The sequence below is a fragment of the Streptomyces sp. NPDC093586 genome (assembly GCF_044764905.1).
Classification (GTDB): domain Bacteria; phylum Actinomycetota; class Actinomycetes; order Streptomycetales; family Streptomycetaceae; genus Streptomyces.
Genome location: NZ_JBIWJA010000004.1, coordinates 230,852 through 249,278, shown reverse-complemented (window position 1 = coordinate 249,278; position 18,427 = coordinate 230,852). Strand labels below are relative to the sequence as shown.

Below are 18,427 nucleotides of genomic sequence, written 5' to 3'. Positions count from 1 at the left end.
CGCATCGCCACAGAACCGCCCGTCACCGGGCAATCCCCAGTTCAGGGTCCTCGCGGAGCTTGCCGAGCGCGCGGGACACCGCCGACTTCACGGTACCCACGGAAACTCCGAGGACTTCGGCCGTCCGGGCCTCGCTGAGGTCCTCGTAGTACCTGAGGACGACCATCGCCCGCTGCCGGGCCGGCAGCTTCATGACCGCCCGCCACATCGCGTCGCGCAGCGCCTGCCGCTCCGCCGGGTCGTCCCCGCCGGGCTCGCACTCCGGCTCGGGCATCTCGTCGCACGTGAACTCGTCGACCTTGCGCTTGCGCCACTGCGACGTCCGCGTGTTCACCAGCGCCCGGCGCACGTAGCCGTCCAGGGCACGGTGGTCCTCGATGCGCTCCCAGGCCACGTACGTCTTGGTGAGCGCGGTCTGCAGCAGGTCCTCCGCGTCGCTCGGGTTCGCGGTCAGCGACCGGGCGGTACGCAGCAGCACCGGCCGGCGGGCCTTCACGTACGACGAGAAAGACGGGTACGGGAAGGCGGTCTGCGCCACTGCTGTGGCGGCGTTCGAAGCGCTGGTGCAGACAGGTGCGGTCATGGCTCAACGCTATGAGTGGAGGGGGGCGCGGCGGATCGGCCGCAGGTCCCGAAGCGGAGTCCGCCTCAGGTTGTAGGGGTGGGGCCGGCCGCACCTCCTCTGGGTGGAGGAGGGGACGGGGGCCCTGCGGGTTCACCCTGAGGGTCCCCGGCTCCCGCGGAACCGGGCAGGGACGAACGCCTGGGCGGCGGCACCGGAGCACCGCCGCCCGGACGTCGTACGACCCCATGAAGCACACCCGTACGGAGACCGGGGCCGACGCCGGAGCGCCCGCACCGGTCCCTCAGCTCACCACAGTGGGGGGAAGGTGACGGCCACGTTCTCGTTGCCCTGGTTGACGGCCGTGAACGCGGAGCCGTCGACCTGCGCGGTGTTGCTCTGGTTCGAGGCGCCCGAGCCGACCGCCTGCTGCTGCGTGGTGGACGAGTTGCCGTTGTTGTCATCGCCGACTCCGCTGCCGACGATGCCCGCGAAGGCCTCCGCGGAGGATGCACTCGATCCGTCGTCCGCGACAGCACCGTTGTCCGCCGTCGCGACGCCGCCGAAGAGGGCGGCGGCCAGCGGGAGGGCGGCGACGGCGGCGATGACGCGGGCGGTACGGATGCTTGCCATGTTGTTCCTCCAGAACAAGGTGCGCACCGGCTTCCTGCCGACAACGCGAGAAGTATCTGCACTTACGAATCAGCTTGCTCACCAAGGCAGTTGGCCGACCGCCCCGGCGTTGTGCACGACGTCGCAAGATCAGAGTTGCCCACCGCCCCCCGGCGAACCACCCCGCGGCCCCCGATTCCCCCTCAAGCGTGAGGACAAGTCGATAAACCCTTTTGCTCTCCCTTGCACCGCACTCCGGGCAGTACAGACAGCCCCATCTCAAGTGCCACAAGAGATGAAGCGTTCCGCCACTTTCCCCATCCGCCGCGCCATCACCGGCGCGCCATACGCGGACACCCTTCCTTTTTTCGAACTTACGTACGAGCATGGAGTCATGGCCACCACCGACCGGCAGGCCACGACACTGGCCCTCGCCCACGCCCTGTCCGCCGCCGAACGCGGACTGGCGGTCATCCCCCTGTCCCGGACGAAACTCCCGGCCCTGCGCTCCCCCCACCGCGACGACCCGGCACCCTCCCGCTGCCACGGCGAATGCGGCCGCTTCGGCCACGGCGTCCACGACGCCACCACCGACCCGGCCCGCGTCCGCGCGCTCTTCGCCGCGGCGCCCCGGGCCATCGGCTACGGCATCGCCTGCGGGCTGCCGCCGCACCACCTCATCGGCGTCGACCTGGACACGAAAGGGGACACGGACTCCACGGCCGCCCTGCGCGAACTGGCCCTGCGCCACCTGTTCACGATCCCGCCCACGGTGGTCGTCCTGACCCCGAGCGGCGGCCGCCACCTCTGGCTGACCGGCCCGCCCGACGTCGTCGTCCCCAACTCTGCGGGCCGCCTCGCCCCCGGCATCGACATCCGCGGCGCCGGCGGCTACCTCGTCGGCCCCGGCTCCCGCACCCGGCACGGCGTGTACGCCGCCGCCCCCGGCACCGCCCACCTCGTCCCCGCCGCCTGCCCGCCCGCGCTGCTGCGCCTCCTGGTCCCGCCGCCCCGCGCACACCGGCACGTCCCCGCCACGACCGGCGCGCACGGCCGGGGACTCGTCCAGTTCGTCCTCGCCGCGCACGAGGGCCAGCGCAACACCCGCCTGTTCTGGGCGGCCTGCCGCGCCTACGAGGACGGCATCGGCGCCGCTCTCGTGGACTCCTTGGCCGCGGCGGCCCGGGAGACCGGCCTGACCGAACGCGAGGCCCGGGCGACCATCGCCTCGGCGGCGCGCATGACGGGCCACCACCCCTGACCACCGGACCACCCCGGAGCGAGGCGGACACCCACGGCGCCTCGGGCGCGTTCTTGGTGCCGAGGCCGCGGTCCGGCGCCATCACCACGGGGTCCGAGCCGGCCCGCGCCCGGACCCGCACGTACGGAACGGTCACTGCACAGCCACAACGTGCGTCACTGGAGCATCCGCGAGCACCCGAGCAAGGTCGCCTCCCTTCCACTTCGCCGGCAGGTCGACGGTGCCGGGCATCAGGAGAAGTTCGCGACCAAGACGCTCGCGGACGCCCGCCGTGCGGAGCAGCTGACGGCGACGCACAAGGGCGAACCCCGCTGAGACTGCCCGCCGAGCAGGGCGGAGCGTCGCCGTGCTCCAGCGTCATCACGACAAGGTGCCGGATGGAGAAGAGGCCAGGACGAACACTCTGACCGAGCAGGGGCCGGCGGAGCACGAGGGCTGGGAAACCTGGCCGCAGGTTGGCCGCACGCGCTGGTCACAGGTGGGAAAACGGCGGGCCGGGTGAGGCGAGGTGACGCGGAAGGGGTGCCGCTCCGGAGAGCCGCACCCCTTCTGACCTGCTGGCGGTGGGTGTGGGATTTGAACCCACGGTGACTTGCGCCACGACGGTTTTCAAGACCGTTCCCTTAGGCCGCTCGGGCAACCCACCTCGTGCCGCCCCTCGAGGGCGGAGCGGGTACAGACTACCGGCCCCGGGTCGTCCGGTGGAGGTGTGGTCCGCGCACGGATCCCGTCGGCACCGTTCCCGTCGTCGACCGAACGCGCGGGTGCGCGGCGGTCGGTGACGGGCGGGCGAGGGGATGCACACGTACGGGGTGACGGCAATCGGAGCATCACCACACGTACGGGTGAGCGTCGGGAGCGGACGACCGGGTATGAGCTCGCCGCCCCGGTGCTCGGCAGGGGCGGGCCCCGGGAAGGCCGTGGCGGCGAAAATGCCCGGTCGCGGGGGTGTTTCCGAAAGGAAGCGGCGGTGCGAAAGCGTTTCCGGTCGCCATCGGTCAACAGCGTGCGCGTGTCTACACCGAAGCGGACGCCCAAATTGTTCAGAATGTTACTCACTGCCCCAGTTGAAACTATGAAGTTTCTTTGCCGAGGAGCGTGACATGCAGGTTCGCAGGTGGCTCCCAGACCAGCCCACCCGTATCGGCCGGCACGACTGGCCGGACGAGGGTGATAACGGAACACATCTGCGACTGCGGGCCGGCTCCATCGTGGTACTCGACCGGCAGGCGTGGCGGATCCTGGAGATCAACGCCTACGCGGGTGACCGGTGGCCGGAATCCTACGAGAAGGCGTGGCGCGACCACGTGGAGCTGTGGTGGCACGCCAACGAACTGCGGCGGGCCAACAACCAGGCGGTCAAGCCGGCGCCGGAGCGCTCCGAGTTCTACAAGCGTCCGGTGATCCTGGTCCTGCGCAACGAGAACCTGCCCCGGTCCACGCCCAAGCACTGGTGCGCTCCCGCCAGCCACGACTGGCAGGTCCTCCCGGAGCACTACGCGGTCTGCCGCGCCTGCGGCGAGCTGCCGCCCTGCCACCACGGGGAGTACCGCTGGGAGGGCGGTCCCCGCTGGCCCGAGAACAGCGGCGGCATCCCGCTCATCGTGCCGGAGGGCTGCTGCATGGGGTGCGCCGAGCCGATCAGGCCCCGGGGGCGCACCGTGCGCTTCCCGGGCCCGAACCTCTGGTACCCGGACCTGGAGGAGAACACCGCGGTCTTCCACGCCCGCGCCGCCTGTGCCGATCAGGTCGACTGCTACCGCATGCAGTGGCAGGCCGAGTACAACCCGCGCTCTTCCGCCTCCCGCTCCGCCACCCCGGCCTTCCCGGGCTTCGAGCACTTCGTGGTGCCCCGGACCCGGCACGCGCCGGACCTGGCCCAGCACGCCCAGCAGGGCTCCCAGAGCCCGCACGCCCAGCAGTTCACCCAGACGCGGCCGACCGAGGAGGAACGCGCCCGCGCGGTGGGCGGCTCCGGCACGTTCCACCCCCCGTTCGACGGGTACCGCGGAGAACCGGAGACCGGTGCGGTGCCGGCCGGCCCGCCCGTACCGGCCTCCTCCGAGCCGGTGCGCCAGACGGCACCCGCGGCTTCCGCCGCGCCGACGGCGGACCCCGCCGGGCCGGGCCGGGCCACCGTGCCCGCGCCCCCCTCCCCGGCCGAGACGTCCGCGTCCGCCACCGCCGCCGAGGTGCCCGCGCCCGCCGCGGCCTCCCCGGTCGAGGACGCCGGGAAGGCGCTCCGGGCGGCGGAGGAGCTGGGCCTGTCCCTGACCGAGCGCCCGGCCTTCCACAACGCGGAACAGGCCGCCCGGGTGATCGAGGAACTCACCGCCGCGGTCCGGAACATCGCGCTCTGCCTGAACCCGTCGGCCGTCCGCGAGCGCTCCTGACCCGCGCGCGACCGCACGCGGACGGTCGCCCGCGCTTCGCGCCACGGCCGTCCGCGGGACAGCGCACCGGCCTCCGTCTCCGCGCCGGCCGTTGCCGGGCCGGCACACGCGCGCGGGTCAGTCGTCGCCGGTCTTGGAGCCGAGGGTGAGTTCGGCCGTGTGCTGCTTGCCGCCGCGCTCGTAGGTGACCGTGACCTTGTCGCCGGGCTTGTGGGTCCAGATCTCGCCGATCAGGGTCGGGCCGCTGTCGATCACCATGTCGTCGAGCTTGGTGATGACGTCGCCCGGCTTGAGGCCCGCGGCGGCGGCAGGACCGCCCGGCTCGACCGGCTCGGCGCCGCTGACGCCCTGCTCGGTGATCTTCGCGCCGTTCGTCGTCTCCTCCAGCGAGACGGAGGCGCCGATCTTCGCGTACACCGGCTTGCCGGTCCTGATCAGCTGCTTGGCGACGAACTCCGCCTGGTTGATGGGGATGGCGAAGCCCAGGCCGATCGAGCCCGCCTGGCCGGCGCCGCCGAAGCCGCCGCCGCTCGTGGACTGGATCGCGGAGTTGATCCCGATGACGTTGCCCTGCGCGTCCAGCAGCGGGCCACCGGAGTTGCCCGGGTTGATCGAGGCGTCGGTCTGCAGGGCGCTCATGTAGGACGCCTTGCTGCTCGCGCCGCCGTCGCTGGAGGCCACGGGGCGGTTCTTGGCACTGATGATGCCCGTGGTCACCGTGTTGGACAGCCCGAAGGGGGCGCCGATGGCGATCGTCGAGTCGCCCACGGCCACCTTGTCCGAGTCGCCGAGGGGCAGCGGCTTCAGGTCCGACGGGGCGTTCTCGAGCTTGATGACCGCCACGTCGTAGCCCTGGGCGTGGCCGACCACCTGGGCGTCGTACTTCTTGCCGTCGGGGAAGGTCGCGCTGAGCCGGCCGCCGTCGACCGCCTCCGCCACCACGTGGTTGTTGGTGACGATGTGGCCCTGCTTGTCGAAGACGAACCCGGTGCCGGTGCCGCCCTCGCCGTTGCTGCCCTCGGCCTGGATGGTGACCGTACTGGGGAGCGCCTTGGCGGCCACGCCCGCGACCGTGCCCGCGTCGCGCTTGACGGAACCGCCGGTGTCCGAGGCGGAGACCGTCGTGGAGCCGGACTCGTCGTTGTTCTTGGCCAGGGTGTAGCCGATCCCGCCGCCCAGACCGCCCGCGACCAGAGCGGCGACCAGGAGCGCGGCGACCAGACCGCCACGGCCGGACTTCGGTGCCGGCTGCTGGTACGAGGCGCCCCAGCCGCCACCGGAGCCGTCGCCGCCTCCGCCGTAGGACGGACCGGTCGGCGGCGGGGGCGGCGGCCAGGAGGCGTCGGGGGACGACGGGCCCTGGGGGCCGGACTGGTGGGAGGCGTGTGCGGAGGCCGGGGGTGACCGGAAACCGCCGTGCGGTTCCGCGCCCGTGGGCTGCTGGGACGGCGGCTGGTCCGGGTGGGGCGGCGGGGCCGACTCGGATGCTGCGGGAGATGCCACCGGCACGGGAGGTGCGGACGGGGCCGGGGGCACCGCGGTGCCCTCGTTCTCGGTGCTCACAGCTTCTCTCCTCGATCCACGACTGCCGCTCGGGCGCGCTGGTCGCGCTCGGTCACGCTCACGCGTGCCGCTCCACGGCCCGGCGCGACGCGGCTGCGCGTGTGGTGACGCATGCGTTTGTGTAGGCCATCAGCTTTTCCCACGAGCCGTCAGAGCACCATAAGCGGATGCTGTGGACCCGCGGGCGTCCCTTGTACAGGTCATCCAAGACTAAACGGGTACGGGGCCGACGGCTCCGAGGGCACGTCCACCCGCGCGCGGTGGCACCATGACGCGGTGACCCACGTACGACAGCACCCGATTCAGGTCGTCGCCCACCGCGGGGCCTCGGAGGAGGCCCCCGAGCACACCCTGGCCGCGTACCGGAAGGCGATCGAGGACGGGGCGGACGCCCTGGAGTGCGATGTGCGCCTGACCGCCGACGGTCACCTCGTCTGTGTCCACGACTGGCGCGTCGACCGTACGTCCAACGGTCGCGGCGCGGTCTCGGCGCTGGAGCTCGCCGACCTGGCGGCCCTGGACTTCGGCGCCCGCAGGACCCGGGAATTCTGGCGCACGCGCGACGAGCAGCCCGAATGGGAGCACCGGCCCGAGGACCGGGAGGAGACCTCCGTCCTCACCCTGGAGCGGCTGCTGGAGCTGGTGTCGGACGCGGGGCGGCGGGTGGAGCTGGCCATCGAGACCAAGCACCCCACGCGCTGGGCGGGTCAGGTGGAGGAGCGGCTGCTGCTGCTCCTGAAGCGGTTCGGTCTCGACGCGCCCGCCTCGGCCGCCGAGTCGCCGGTGCGCGTGATGAGCTTCTCGGCCCGCTCGCTGCACCGGGTACGGGCGGCGTCGCCGACGCTGCCGACGGTCTACCTGATGCAGTTCGTCTCGCCCCGGCTGCGCGACGGACGGCTGCCGGCCGGTGTCGGGATCGCGGGCCCGTCGCTCCGTATCGCGCGCAACCACCCCGCCTACGTCGAGCGGCTGAAGGCGGCCGGCCGCCAGGTGCACGTGTGGACCGTGAACGAGACCTCCGACGTGGATCTCTGCGTCGGCCTGGGTGTCGACGCGATCATCACCAACCGGCCACGCGCGGTCCTGGAGCACCTCGGCCGCTGATCGGTCCGGAGGCCCCGGCCCGGCGGCCCGCCCGCCCCGTTCTCCGCCCGGCCGCGCCGACGGGATCCAGCCACCTGGTTACGGGGAGTGCTCCGGCGCGTTCGGTGCGTGTCCGGCCGTGGCGAATGCGTCACCGGGCGGTGACGGGCCGGTTTCCGGTCCAGGCCAGAAGGGCATCCACTCCGTGGCGTGGGGGCGAAGGAGGTCTCGGGGGTGGCGTTGGTGGTGGCACAGGAGGTGCCCACGTCGTCGAGCATGGCCGTGCCCCATGGCCCTGCGGGCGTGGGGACAGCACGACACCGGATGCGGGAGCAGTTGCGCAGCGGTGGTGTGGCGGAATCGGTCATCGACGACGCCGTACTGGTCCTTTCCGAACTTCTCAGCAACGCGTGCAAGCACGGCCGTCCGCTGGGCGGCGCCCTGGCCGGGGACGGTGACGTCCGCGCCGCGTGGCAGGTGGACGCGGCGGGCCGGCTCATCGTGGAGGTCACGGACGGCGGCGGTCCGACCCGTCCGGCCCCGGCGACCCCGTCGGTCACCGCGCACGGCGGCCGGGGGCTGAACATCATCACCGCGCTCGCCGACGACTGGGGCGTGCGGGACGGGGCGTGCGGAGAGGTCACGGTCTGGGTCGTCGTCCACGACGACGTGCACGATCCGGACGCGGGTCACCGGCGCGACGACTTCGCCACGCGGGTCGCGGCCCCGGCGGTGTCGGAGATCCCCGGACTGGACTTCGCGGACGCGTTCGACGACCTGGGCTGACCACCGGCCCGGTCGTGCGCGGGCCGGGCGGCGCACGGCCCGCGCGGTGCGCGTGGCCCGCTCCCGCGGGGAACGCTCCCCGCGCGGCGCGCCCGGGGAGCCGTCCACACGCGGCTCGTTGTCCACAGGTCCCGTCGGCCGGGTCGCGAGCGGCTAGGCTCGCGCCCGTACGAGTAGAGCCGTAACCGGGAGACACCCACGATGGCCAAGAAGCGACCCCAGACGAAGGCCAAGCGGCCCCAGCCCACCGGCGGAGCCCGCGCCGCAGGCGCCGATGGAGACTTCCCGGTCGTCGGCGCCCGCGAGCCCTGCCCCTGCGGCAGCGGCCGTCGCTACAAGGCCTGCCACGGCCGGGCCGCCGCGCAGGCCACGACCGCGCTGGTGCAGCGCCCGTTCGAAGGGCTGCCCGGCGAGTGCGACTGGGTGGCGCTGCGCGAGCTGGTACCGGCGGCCACGGCCGAGCTGACGCTGAAGGACGGCCTGCCCGAGGGCGTTCCGTCGGTCACGCTGGCCACGGTGCTGCCGATGGCCTGGCCCGCCCTGCGCCGCGACGACGGCTCGGTGCTGCTCGGCCTGCAGAACGACACGGCGTCGGGCGACATCAGCCGCGACCTCGCGGACACCCTCCAGCGCGCCCTGACCGCCCCCCCGGGCACGCCCGTGCAGGGGCGTCGCGCGCCGGCCGACGGTCCTCGGCTGCAGGACCTGCTCGCACCCGACGGAGCCTTCGAGCCGGTGGTGCACGAGGGCTTCGAGTTCTGGGTCCCGGACGCGGAGAACGCCACCCCGGAGGTGGCCGCCTCCCTGGAGCGGGCCAACGCCGCGGCCATCCCGACCGTCCGGCTCCAGGGCGTGGACGCCGCCTACTGGTGCGAGACGCCGGAGAAGAACCACCTGCGGTGGGTCATGCCGCACGAGGAGGAGCGGCTTCTGGACGCTCTGGCCCGGCTGCACGCGGCGGGCCGGTCGAACCTCGGCGAGGGCACCCGGCTCGTGGGTTCCTTCCGTGCTCACGGGCTCACCGTCCCGGTCTGGGACCTGCCGAGCGGAGTCACCGCCGAGGACGTGGAGAAGCCGGCGGCCGAGTTCGCCGAGCGTCTCGCCGAGGCGCTGGCCACGGACGCGCCGCTCACGCACGACGAGCGCCGAGCGCGCGGCGGCCTGACCAACCGGCAGGTCACCCTCAGCTGAGCCGCGACGGCGAACGACCTCGGTGCCCGGCCCGGCTGACCGACCGGTCAGCCGGAACACCGGACACGGAATGGGTGACTCCAGTCACAACTCCCGGAAACGACACGCCAGTCGGTGACCGGAAAACAGGAGATCGAATTTGCTAACCGCCGATCTCTTGTTACCGTTCCCATAGCCCGGTTGCTGGTGCATCCCCCGTCGCCAGCAACCGGGCCTTTCCATGCCCCCGACGCGCACACGGCCACTGCCGTCCCGTCAACGGGCGGAACCCACAGGAGAGTTGCCGTCGGCGCGCAGCAACAGGGGCCCGTGTCCGGACCGGCCCGTGAACTCCGCGACCGCCGTGTACGCGGCCGGCTCGCCCCGCAGCCGCTCGCGGGGTGTCTCGCACAGGCCCGGCGCGTCGTCGGCGCCCACCGCGCAGCGCGTCCGCACGCTGCGGCCGCCGGGCCCCAGGAGGCTCAGCACGGCTTCCAGCGGCCCGCCGGTCGCGTTGCGGTAGGAGGTGCGCGCCCAGGTCCCGGTCCCCTGCGTCAGCACACAGGTCTGCGCCTCGACTCCCTCGGGGGAGGTGAGTTCGGGGCCGCAGCGCACGGCGGTGGCCAGGCCGAGCGGCAGTGCGGTGGGGGCCGCCCCGCTGGACGGCGCGGTGTCGCCGCCGGACCGCCCGGGCGCCTTGCCGTCGCCGCTCCGCGGCAGCGGGCGGACACCCGGGGGCAGGCCGTCCTTCCCCTCGTCGGGCACGGGCCCCGCGGACGCCACGGCGAAGGGCAGCACGACCGCGCACACCACGACGCCGGCGAGGCCGTACAGACGGAACCGGCCGGCCGGGCGGCGGCGCGTCCCCACGCCGTGCGGCCTCGCGGCACGGTGCTCCCCAGCATGAAGCGGCATGGAACGGACGATAACGACCCCGGCGGGCGCCGACTTCCGCGCGCGCCCGACACCCCTACGACTCGGGCGCGCTCACACCCGTACGGGTGAGGGCGTCGACCACCGCGTCCACCACGGCCTCCACGTCGGGCACCCAGGGCGAGGCGGAGCCGGGCAGCGGCGCCCGCTCCCAGCGGACATCGCCCCGGCCGGTCCCGGACGGCGGCAGGGCGAGGTAGCCGCCTTCACCGTGGAAGCGCAGGGAGCCGGGGACGAAGTCCTTGGCGTAGAGCAGTTCGCCCAGCTGCTCCATGGAGTACGGCCGGACCAGCAGCGACCAGCGGGTGGGCGAGGCGACGACCGGGCCGATCCGCAGACCGGCGCGGTCGAGCGCGGTCAGGGCGCGGGCGGCCGGCAGGGCGGGCAGGGAGACGGCGCACGGGGCGCTGCCCCCGGTGGCCAGGACGATCGGCGCCGTCGGCCGGTTGGTCCACCACCAGCGCACCATCCGCTCGTCCGTGGTGGCGGCGAGGAGGCCGGGGTCGAAGGGGTGCGCGCCGGGCACCGTGCACTCGGCGTCGGGACAGCCGCAGCGCGAGCGCGCCTGCGGGTCGGGCGCCGCGCCCGGGAGCACGGGCCACTGCCACTGCGTCGCGTAGGTCAGGGCCGCGCCGATCAGCTCAGGCCGCCCGCCGCCTCGCCGGGACAGGAGCCTGCGTCGCCTTCCGAGGATCTCGCGCATGAGCGCTCGTTCCTTTCCGTTGCACGCCTGGCAACACCGTGGTCGTCTCACATCATGTGTCGATCACTTCGCTGTGCGTAGCTGGTGGCGCATCACACCCCTGCCGCGGGCAAGGGAAACCCCTGTGGGCCGAGCTCTGACTGCGTCCGCGGCGGCTGCGTCCATACTGCGTCCATCACGAGCATGGGCCTGGCGCGAGGGTGGCGAATTCTGGCGTTTGCCGCCCCGCGTATTTCTCTGCGCCTCCGCCACGGGAGGATGGGGCACGGTCGTCGGTGGATAGGACGCCCGGGTCCGCAGCCAGGTTCCGGGTGACTCACGGCCACCCCTGGTCTTCACCGAGTACGTACCCATCACGACCGCTGTGACGCTCCGTGGAGCACCCCCAGAAGACCGCAACAAGACATCCTCTGGGGCAGTTTCAAGCCAACTTCGGCTTTCCGTAAGGGATATGGAGAGGAGACCACTCACGCCCCACGGACACCAGGAATCCCAGCAGGACAATGCTGGACATCTCCTTACGAGTGCGTGTACATGTGGAGACACTGCCGGCGGCGCAGAATGACATGGGGGTTTGCGATGCTTTTGAGCAGTAAGCACCGGTCGGAAAGCCGGACATCATGAACGCCCCGCACCCTGCGAAAGTGGCTGGAATCGATTCAACTGTGCCGTCCCCCGCACACACTGTCGCGTCCGCTGCCGCGGGTTCCTCCCCGGCCGCTCCGCCGAACGCCCCGGGTGCGCCGGGCGCCCTGCTCCAGGACCGGCTGGCCGGCTGGGTGTCGGACCTGACGACCCTGCACGAGCTGACCGAGCGCCTGGTCCGCACGGACTGCCTCGCCGAAGCACTGCAGGAACTGCTGCGCGCCGGTGCCGCCCTGGTGGGCGCCCGGCGCGGTCTCGTCGTCCTGGAACCGTCCGACGGGCTCGGCCCGGACAGCACCACCGGCCTGGGACTGGCCCGCGCCGACCTCGGCCACATCGAGACGGTGCCGCGCAGCTCGCTGTCGTACGGACGGATCCTGGAGGGGCTGCCCGTCGCCGAGGGCGGCATCGCCGAACCCGACCTGTTCGCCGAGGAGGGCCTCGACCCGCGCCACCGCGAGGTCGCCGCCCGCATCGGCTACGCCGCCAGCTACGCCCTCCCCCTGGCCACCGAGCGCGCCGGGCGCCTCGGGGCCGCCGTGTGGCTCTACGACGAACCCGCCGAACCGCGCGAGCGGCAGCGTCACCTCGCCGGGCTGTACGCCCGGTACGCCGCCGAACACCTCGCCCGGCTCCTGGAGACCGAGCGCACGCGCGCGTGCATGGCGACCATGGCGGAGGAACTGCTCCCCCCGCGTCTGCCCAGGGTCCCCGGTGTGCAGCTCGCCGCCCGCCGCCGCACCGGCCCGCGCGGCGGCGGCGACTGGTACGACGCCCTGCCGCTGCCGGACGCCGCGCTCGGCCTGGCCGTCGGCTCCGTCACCGGTTCCGGCCCCGGCGCCGTGGCCGCCACCGGGCGGCTGCGCGCGTCCCTGCGGGCGTACGCCGTGATGGAGGGCGAGGACCCGGTCGCGGTCCTGTCCGACCTGGAACTGCTGCTACGGCTCACCGAACCCGCCCGCTCGGCCACCGCCCTGTTCGGCTACTGCGAGCCGACGTTGCGCCGCATCACCCTGGCCGGTGCCGGGCACAGCCCGCCGCTGCTGATCGGCGAGCGGCGCACCGAGTTCGTGGAGACCTCCGTCTCCGCGCCGCTGGGCATGCTCGCCTGCTGGGAGGCGCCGAGCGTGGAGGTCCACGCCGAACCCGGAGAGACGGTTCTGCTGTACACCGACGGGCTGCTGCGCCGCACCGGCGACCCGATGGACCGCGCCTTCGCCCGGCTGCACGCAGCGGCGGCCGGCGTACCGCGGGCCAAGCGCCACGACCCGGACGCCGTCGCCGACCACGTGCTGCGCACGGTGCTGCCGGACGGCGCGGACGAGGCGGACTCCGAGGAGGACGTGGTGCTGCTGGCGGCCCGCTTCGAGCAGTGACGCGCCGCCGCGCGGTGCAACGGGCCCTTCGGCCCCGGGCCCCCTTCCGTACGACCGTACGATGGGGGGTGGTCCAGTGCCGTATCAAGGAGGATGACCGTGGCGGAGGAGCTCACCCCGGAGACCCCGGACGCTGTGCTTGAAGATGCCGCTGACGCGACGGGCGACGAGCCGATCAAGCAGCGCAAGAACGGCCTGTACCCGGGCGTGTCCGACGAGCTGGCCGAGAACATGAAGTCCGGCTGGGCCGACACGGAGCTGCGCGACCTGGAGCCGATCGCCCAGGCCGCCGAGACCGCCGCCCGCCGGGCCGCGCTGTCCGCGCGCTTCCCCGGTGAGCGCCTGGTGATCCCCGCGGGCAACCTGAAGACCCGCTCCAACGACACCGAGTACGCCTTCCGCGCCTCCGTCGAGTACGCCTACCTCACGGGCAACCAGACCGAGGACGGCGTTCTGGTCATGGAGCCCAGGGGCGAGGGCCACGAGGCCACGATCTACCTGCTGCCCCGCTCCGACCGCGAGAACGGCGAGTTCTGGCTGAGCGGCCAGGGCGAGCTGTGGGTCGGCCGCCGCCACTCCCTCACCGAGGCGGAGCAGCTGTACGGCATCCCCGCCTCCGACGTGCGCGAGCTGGCCGGCACGCTGCGCGAGGCCACCGGCCCGGTGCGCGTCGTGCGCGGGTACGACGCCGGCATCGAGGCGGCCCTGACCGACAAGGTCACCGCCGAGCGCGACGAGGAACTGCGCGTCTTCCTCTCCGAGGCCCGCCTCGTCAAGGACGACTTCGAGATCGGCGAGCTGCAGAAGGCCGTCGACTCCACCGTGCGCGGCTTCGAGGACGTCGTGAAGGTCCTCGACAAGGCCGAGGCGACCAGCGAGCGCTACATCGAGGGCACGTTCTTCCTCCGCGCGCGCGTCGAGGGCAACGACGTCGGCTACGGCACCATCGCCGCCGCCGGCCCGCACGCCTGCACCCTGCACTGGGTCCGCAACGACGGCCCGGTCCGCTCCGGCGACCTGCTGCTGCTCGACGCGGGTGTGGAGACGCACACGTACTACACGGCGGACGTCACGCGCACGCTGCCGGTCAGCGGCCGCTACAGCGAGCTGCAGAAGAAGATCTACGACGCCGTGTACGACGCCCAGGAGGCCGGCATCGCGGCCGTGCAGCCGGGCGCCAAGTACCGCGACTTCCACGACGCCGCCCAGCGCGTGCTGGCCGAGCGGCTCGTCGAGTGGGGCCTGGTCGAGGGCCCGGTCGAGCGGGTGCTGGAGCTGGGCCTGCAGCGCCGCTGGACGCTGCACGGCACCGGCCACATGCTCGGCATGGACGTCCACGACTGCGCCGCCGCGCGCGTGGAGTCCTACGTCGACGGCACCCTGGAGCCCGGCATGGTCCTCACCGTCGAGCCCGGCCTGTACTTCCAGGCCGACGACCTGACCGTGCCCGAGGAGTACCGGGGCATCGGCGTCCGCATCGAGGACGACATCCTCGTCACCGAGGACGGCAACCGGAACCTGTCCGCCGGCCTGCCGCGCCGGTCGGACGAGGTCGAGGCGTGGATGGCCGCTCTGAAGGGCTGATCTTCGAACTGATGGCCGGGCACCGCACCAGGTGCCCGGCCATCGGCGTTCCCCGGGGGCTCGCCGCCGTCGGCAGGCTCCGGCCGACCGCGGGCCCGAGCCCCGGCCACGCCCGTCACACCGCCACGAGGGGGGCGTCCTCCCGCCACTTGAGGATCTTGTCGAAGCTCACCACGGCCCCGGATCGGCCCGGCGTGCCGCCGATGTGGACGTGGTCGGCGAGTTCCCGGATGAGACACAGGCCGCGCCCGTGCTCGGCGTCGGCGGGCACCGGACGGGCCGGCGTGCCCGGCCGGCCGGAGGCACCCGCGTCGAAGCCGGGCCCCGTGTCGGCGACCTCGATGCGGCACCGCTCGCCGTCGAGGTAGGCCGTGACGCGATACGCGTCCGAGGGACTGCCGGGGCCGTCGTCCCCACCGTGCTCCACGGCGTTGGCACAGGCCTCGCTGAGGGCGACGGAGAGGTCGAAGGAGATGTCGGGGTCGACGCCCGCGGTCTCCATCGTGCCGAGCAGCAGGCGGCGGGCCAGCGGCACGCTCGCAGCCTCGCGCCGCAAATGGAGTGACCACCAGATGCTCATGCTCCAGCCTCCCGGCCGCGGCTCGACATACCGTTACGTATTGCCCCTCGTGTACGGGCGTAAGCGCAGTGTCCGCACCGAACCGCCCGGACGGCGGATGCGACCGCCCCGGTGACCGGTGTATGTGGGACGGCTCGTACCAAGAGCGACCATCCGGTCGTACGGCATCTTGCGGACCTGCCGTACGGCGCGGGGGCCGCCAGTGCGATGATGAGCCCGCCATGACTGCCCCCCACCCGCCTTCGGCGCGCTCCGGGAACGATCTCCGGATCCTGCGGGCCGCGGTGTTCGCCGCGGTCTGCGTCGTGCTGGCCGCTGCGGGGCACACCTTCGCCTCCTGCGCCACCGTCCCCCTGTGGACACTGGGCGCGGGATTCCTCGGGGCGGTCCTGGTCGCCGCACCCCTCGCCGGACGTGAGCGTTCGCTGCCCGGGATCGCGGTGCTGCTCGCGGTCGGCCAGACCGCCCTGCACACGGTGTTCGGGCTCGGCCAGCACGGGGCCGCGGCGGCCACGACGGCGGCGTCCCCCGGTGGTGCGGGTCCGCTGTCCGACGCCTCGCTGGTCCGGCAGGCCGCACGTCTGGTCTGCGGGACCACCGCCGCGGCGATCAGCCCGGTCCAGGCCCAGCGGATCCTCACCGACGCTCGGCTCGCGCCGGGTTCCGGCGCCCGCACCGGCGCGGCCCACCACCCGGCGGACACCCTGTCCACCGCCGCCGGTTCCTCCGCCTCACTGCTGCCGTCCCTGCCGATGCTGCTCGGTCACGTCCTCGCGGCACTCGCCGCCGGCTGGCTGCTGCGACGCGGGGACCTGGCCGTGGCACGGCTCGTCGCACTGTCGGCGCACTCCGCCCAGTCGATGGCCGAGGGAGCGCTCGTCCGCGCCCTGCGCGCCGCGCTCGCACTGGTATGCGCCCTGCACCGCGGGCTCGCGGGCGCGCCCCGCACGGGACCGCGCCCGCCGCGCACCGCTCTGCTCGCACCGGCGCGCCCGCGCACCACCGCCCTCCAGCACACGGTGATCAGACGCGGTCCGCCGAGCGCCTTCGTCCTCGCCGCCTGACACGACGCGACCACCGACCGCCGACCCGCTTCCGCCTTCGGGCCGGAGTGACGCAGGAGGGGCCGCCGTCGTGCGGCACGCGCGCGTGCGCGCATCCCCCTGATCACTCCTGACACCGGCTCCCCGCCGGTCATCACACGAAGCGGAGTACTCCGTTCATGAAGATTTCCCGTATCGCCGCCGTCGGCTCCGCGGCCGGCATCGCCGTCCTCGCCCTGTCCGTCCCCGCCTTCGCTCACGTCAGCGTGCAGCCGGAGGGCAAGGCCGCCAAGGGCGGCTACGCGGTCGTCGACTTCAAGGTCCCCAACGAGCGGGACAACGCCTCCACCACCGAGCTGGAGGTCACCATCCCCGCCGACCACCCGCTGGCGTCCGTGATGCCGCAGCCGGTCCCCGGCTGGAAGGCCGAGGTCACCAAGTCCAAGCCGGCCAAGCCGCTGGAGTCGCACGGCAAGCAGATCACCGAGGTCGTCACCAAGGTGACCTGGACCGCAGAGGACAAGGGCATCCAGCCCGGCTACTTCCAGAAGTTCCCGCTGTCCGTCGGCGCCCTGCCCGAGGACACCGACCAGCTGGTCTTCAAGGCGATCCAGACGTACTCCAACAAGGAGGTCGTGCGCTGGATCGAGGTGCCGCAGAAGGGCCAGGAGGAGCCCGACAACCCGGCGCCCGTGCTCGAACTGACCGCCGCCGAGGGCGACGCCCACGGCGCGACGGGCGCGAAGACCGGCACCGACGCCGAGTCCACCGCCCAGCACACCGCTGCCGACACCTCCGCCGACTCCGGCGACGGCAGCGACACCACCGCCCGCGTCCTCGGCATCGCCGGCATCGTCGTCGGCGCGGCGGGCGTCGCCTACGGCGTCCTCGCCGGCCGCCGCCGGGACACCGGCGCCTCGGCGTAACCGCACCCCCCGCCGGTGGGCGCCGGGGCCCGTTCGCGGACCCCGGCACCCACCGGTGCACACCACATCTGGGACATTTCTCTATGCGCAAGAAGACTTTCGCCGCGGCCGCGCTGCTCGCCGCCGCCACCCTGACCCTCTCCGCCTGCGGCAGCGGCGGTGACAGCGACAAGCCCGTCACCGTGGTCTCCGAGGACACCAGCCGGCAGGCGGCCACCGTCCTCGACAAGCCGTTCGAGAAGCCGGACCTGGTCCTCACCGACACCCGGGGCAAGCAGTACGACCTCCGCGAGCAGACCGCGGGCAAACCCACCCTGATCTACTTCGGCTACACCCACTGCCCCGACGTGTGCCCGCTGACCATGAACAACATCGCGGTGGCCAAGAAGCAGCTGCCGCGGGCCGAGCAGGACGAGCTGCGCATCGTGTTCGTCACCACCGACCCCGAGCGGGACACCCCCGCCGCACTCGGCACCTGGCTCAAGGGAATCGACCCCCAGATCACCGGCCTGACCGGCGACTTCGCCACCGTCCAGGCCGGCGCCCGCACCCTCGGCATCTCCATCGACCCGCCGACCAAGGACAAGGACGGCAACGTCGTCTCGACCCACGGCACCCAGGTCATCGCCTTCTCCCCGAAGACCGACGCCGGTTACGTCCTCTACAACAAGGACGCCACCGTCGACGACTACACCAAGGACCTCCCCAAGCTGATCAAGGGGGAGAACCCGTGATCCGCCGCCCCGCCGTGGCCGCCGCGGCGGTGATCGGCGCCCTGGTCCTCGCGGGCTGCGACGGCTCCGGCTCCGACGCGGCCGCCGAACTCTCCGTCGAGGCCGCCTACATGCCGCAGCCGGTCTCCGACACGATGGCCGCCGGTTTCCTCACCATCGCCAACAAGGGCGACGCCGAGGACGAGCTGACGTCCGTCACCAGCGCGGCCGGCGAGGTCACCGTCCACGAGACCGTCGGCGGCACGATGAAGCGGGTCGACCGCCTGCCCGTCCCCGCCCGCGGCGAACTCGTGCTGGAGAGCGGCGGCAACCACCTGATGTTCGAAAAGCTGACACACCGGCCCGAACAGGGTGAGACGGTCTCCGTCGAGCTCCACTTCGCCCACTCCGACCCCGTCACGGTCGAGATGCCGGTGAAGCCGGCCACGTACCGACCCACCGCCGGACACACCGGACACTGAGGGAGGGACCAC

General features: G+C 73.0%; 17 protein-coding genes, 1 tRNA gene and 1 pseudogene. 12 read left to right on the top strand and 7 right to left on the bottom strand.

Features of this window, described 5'->3' with window-relative positions; translation table 11 throughout:
* Window positions 1-22: 22 nt before the first annotated feature.
* Both ACIRFH_RS06935 and ACIRFH_RS06930 read right to left on the bottom strand, forming a co-directional pair.
* Window positions 23-583, bottom strand: a complete 561-nt coding sequence (locus ACIRFH_RS06935; RefSeq protein ID WP_403517629.1) for a SigE family RNA polymerase sigma factor — start codon at window positions 581-583, stop codon at window positions 23-25.
* Between the two features lie 288 nt (window positions 584-871).
* Window positions 872-1,195, bottom strand: a complete 324-nt coding sequence (locus ACIRFH_RS06930) for a hypothetical protein (protein WP_403517627.1) — start codon at window positions 1,193-1,195, stop codon at window positions 872-874.
* A 373-nt stretch (window positions 1,196-1,568) separates the two neighbouring features.
* Between ACIRFH_RS06930 and ACIRFH_RS06925 the strand changes: the two genes are divergently transcribed.
* Together ACIRFH_RS06925 and ACIRFH_RS06920 are read left to right on the top strand one after the other, a co-directional pair.
* Window positions 1,569-2,435: a bifunctional DNA primase/polymerase gene (locus ACIRFH_RS06925; protein ID WP_403517625.1), complete on the top strand. Its 867-nt coding sequence runs from the start codon at window positions 1,569-1,571 to the stop codon at window positions 2,433-2,435.
* Between the two features lie 150 nt (window positions 2,436-2,585).
* On the top strand, window positions 2,586-2,750 hold the full coding sequence (locus tag ACIRFH_RS06920; RefSeq protein WP_403517623.1) for a hypothetical protein: 165 nt from the start codon (window positions 2,586-2,588) through the stop codon (window positions 2,748-2,750).
* Window positions 2,751-2,993: 243 nt separating this feature from the next.
* Here the strand turns inward: ACIRFH_RS06920 and ACIRFH_RS06915 are convergent.
* Window positions 2,994-3,081, bottom strand: a tRNA-Ser gene (locus ACIRFH_RS06915).
* A gap of 457 nt (window positions 3,082-3,538) precedes the next feature.
* Here ACIRFH_RS06915 and ACIRFH_RS06910 point away from each other — a divergent pair.
* Window positions 3,539-4,828, top strand: a complete 1,290-nt coding sequence (locus tag ACIRFH_RS06910) for a hypothetical protein (protein WP_403517621.1) — start codon at window positions 3,539-3,541, stop codon at window positions 4,826-4,828.
* Window positions 4,829-4,945: 117 nt separating this feature from the next.
* Here ACIRFH_RS06910 and ACIRFH_RS06905 read toward each other — a convergent pair whose 3' ends face one another.
* Complete coding sequence (locus ACIRFH_RS06905) at window positions 4,946-6,391, bottom strand: S1C family serine protease (protein WP_403517619.1); 1,446 nt, start codon at window positions 6,389-6,391, stop codon at window positions 4,946-4,948.
* A gap of 276 nt (window positions 6,392-6,667) precedes the next feature.
* Here ACIRFH_RS06905 and ACIRFH_RS06900 point away from each other — a divergent pair, with 276 nt between their 5' ends.
* The 3 genes and pseudogenes from ACIRFH_RS06900 to ACIRFH_RS06890 all read left to right on the top strand — a co-directional run bounded on the left by ACIRFH_RS06900 (window position 6,668) and on the right by ACIRFH_RS06890 (window position 9,451).
* Window positions 6,668-7,495, top strand: a complete 828-nt coding sequence (locus tag ACIRFH_RS06900; protein WP_403517617.1) for a glycerophosphodiester phosphodiesterase — start codon at window positions 6,668-6,670, stop codon at window positions 7,493-7,495.
* A gap of 125 nt (window positions 7,496-7,620) precedes the next feature.
* Window positions 7,621-8,260 (top strand): annotated as a pseudogene (locus ACIRFH_RS06895) (ATP-binding protein).
* A 201-nt stretch (window positions 8,261-8,461) separates the two neighbouring features.
* Window positions 8,462-9,451: a DUF5926 family protein gene (locus tag ACIRFH_RS06890; protein ID WP_403517615.1), complete on the top strand. Its 990-nt coding sequence runs from the start codon at window positions 8,462-8,464 to the stop codon at window positions 9,449-9,451.
* A gap of 255 nt (window positions 9,452-9,706) precedes the next feature.
* Here the strand turns inward: ACIRFH_RS06890 and ACIRFH_RS06885 are convergent, their stop codons facing one another.
* Together ACIRFH_RS06885 and ACIRFH_RS06880 are read right to left on the bottom strand one after the other, a co-directional pair.
* Window positions 9,707-10,345 carry a hypothetical protein gene (locus tag ACIRFH_RS06885; RefSeq protein ID WP_403517613.1) on the bottom strand — a complete coding sequence of 213 codons (639 nt, stop codon included), beginning with the start codon at window positions 10,343-10,345 and terminating at the stop codon, window positions 9,707-9,709.
* Window positions 10,346-10,400: 55 nt separating this feature from the next.
* Complete coding sequence (locus tag ACIRFH_RS06880; RefSeq protein ID WP_403517611.1) at window positions 10,401-11,066, bottom strand: bifunctional DNA primase/polymerase; 666 nt, start codon at window positions 11,064-11,066, stop codon at window positions 10,401-10,403.
* Window positions 11,067-11,686: 620 nt separating this feature from the next.
* Here ACIRFH_RS06880 and ACIRFH_RS06875 point away from each other — a divergent pair.
* Together ACIRFH_RS06875 and ACIRFH_RS06870 are read left to right on the top strand one after the other, a co-directional pair.
* Complete coding sequence (locus ACIRFH_RS06875) at window positions 11,687-13,087, top strand: PP2C family protein-serine/threonine phosphatase (RefSeq protein WP_403517610.1); 1,401 nt, start codon at window positions 11,687-11,689, stop codon at window positions 13,085-13,087.
* Between the two features lie 99 nt (window positions 13,088-13,186).
* Window positions 13,187-14,671 carry an aminopeptidase P family protein gene (locus ACIRFH_RS06870; RefSeq protein ID WP_403517608.1) on the top strand — a complete coding sequence of 495 codons (1,485 nt, stop codon included), beginning with the start codon at window positions 13,187-13,189 and terminating at the stop codon, window positions 14,669-14,671.
* A 115-nt stretch (window positions 14,672-14,786) separates the two neighbouring features.
* On the opposite strand, the gene ACIRFH_RS06865 is transcribed toward ACIRFH_RS06870, so the two are convergent.
* Window positions 14,787-15,251, bottom strand: a complete 465-nt coding sequence (locus tag ACIRFH_RS06865) for an ATP-binding protein (RefSeq protein ID WP_403517606.1) — start codon at window positions 15,249-15,251, stop codon at window positions 14,787-14,789.
* Window positions 15,252-15,472: 221 nt separating this feature from the next.
* On the opposite strand from ACIRFH_RS06865, the gene ACIRFH_RS06860 reads away from it, so the two are divergent.
* The 4 genes from ACIRFH_RS06860 (at window position 15,473) to ACIRFH_RS06845 (ending at window position 18,415) form a co-directional block, all read left to right on the top strand.
* Window positions 15,473-16,315, top strand: a complete 843-nt coding sequence (locus ACIRFH_RS06860) for a hypothetical protein (RefSeq protein ID WP_403517604.1) — start codon at window positions 15,473-15,475, stop codon at window positions 16,313-16,315.
* A gap of 158 nt (window positions 16,316-16,473) precedes the next feature.
* Entirely contained in the window at window positions 16,474-17,220 is a 747-nt protein-coding gene (locus tag ACIRFH_RS06855) for a YcnI family protein (RefSeq protein ID WP_403517602.1), read from the top strand.
* An 83-nt stretch (window positions 17,221-17,303) separates the two neighbouring features.
* Window positions 17,304-17,954: an SCO family protein gene (locus tag ACIRFH_RS06850; protein WP_403517600.1), complete on the top strand. Its 651-nt coding sequence runs from the start codon at window positions 17,304-17,306 to the stop codon at window positions 17,952-17,954.
* Window positions 17,954-18,415 carry a copper chaperone PCu(A)C gene (locus ACIRFH_RS06845; protein WP_403517784.1) on the top strand — a complete coding sequence of 154 codons (462 nt, stop codon included), beginning with the start codon at window positions 17,954-17,956 and terminating at the stop codon, window positions 18,413-18,415. Before ACIRFH_RS06850 ends, ACIRFH_RS06845 begins: the two co-directional genes overlap by 1 nt.
* Window positions 18,416-18,427: the final 12 nt, after the last annotated feature.

Coding starts and splice junctions, on each gene's coding strand:
- ACIRFH_RS06935 (WP_403517629.1), bottom strand. CDS start 583: ATGACCGCACCTGTCTGCACCAGCGCTTCGAACGCCGCCACAGCAGTG.
- ACIRFH_RS06930 (WP_403517627.1), bottom strand. CDS start 1,195: ATGGCAAGCATCCGTACCGCCCGCGTCATCGCCGCCGTCGCCGCCCTC.
- ACIRFH_RS06925 (WP_403517625.1), top strand. CDS start 1,569: ATGGCCACCACCGACCGGCAGGCCACGACACTGGCCCTCGCCCACGCC.
- ACIRFH_RS06910 (WP_403517621.1), top strand. CDS start 3,539: ATGCAGGTTCGCAGGTGGCTCCCAGACCAGCCCACCCGTATCGGCCGG.
- ACIRFH_RS06890 (WP_403517615.1), top strand. CDS start 8,462: ATGGCCAAGAAGCGACCCCAGACGAAGGCCAAGCGGCCCCAGCCCACC.
- ACIRFH_RS06885 (WP_403517613.1), bottom strand. CDS start 10,345: ATGCCGCTTCATGCTGGGGAGCACCGTGCCGCGAGGCCGCACGGCGTG.
- ACIRFH_RS06880 (WP_403517611.1), bottom strand. CDS start 11,066: ATGCGCGAGATCCTCGGAAGGCGACGCAGGCTCCTGTCCCGGCGAGGC.
- ACIRFH_RS06875 (WP_403517610.1), top strand. CDS start 11,687: ATGAACGCCCCGCACCCTGCGAAAGTGGCTGGAATCGATTCAACTGTG.
- ACIRFH_RS06865 (WP_403517606.1), bottom strand. CDS start 15,251: ATGAGCATCTGGTGGTCACTCCATTTGCGGCGCGAGGCTGCGAGCGTG.
- ACIRFH_RS06860 (WP_403517604.1), top strand. CDS start 15,473: ATGACTGCCCCCCACCCGCCTTCGGCGCGCTCCGGGAACGATCTCCGG.
- ACIRFH_RS06855 (WP_403517602.1), top strand. CDS start 16,474: ATGAAGATTTCCCGTATCGCCGCCGTCGGCTCCGCGGCCGGCATCGCC.
- ACIRFH_RS06850 (WP_403517600.1), top strand. CDS start 17,304: ATGCGCAAGAAGACTTTCGCCGCGGCCGCGCTGCTCGCCGCCGCCACC.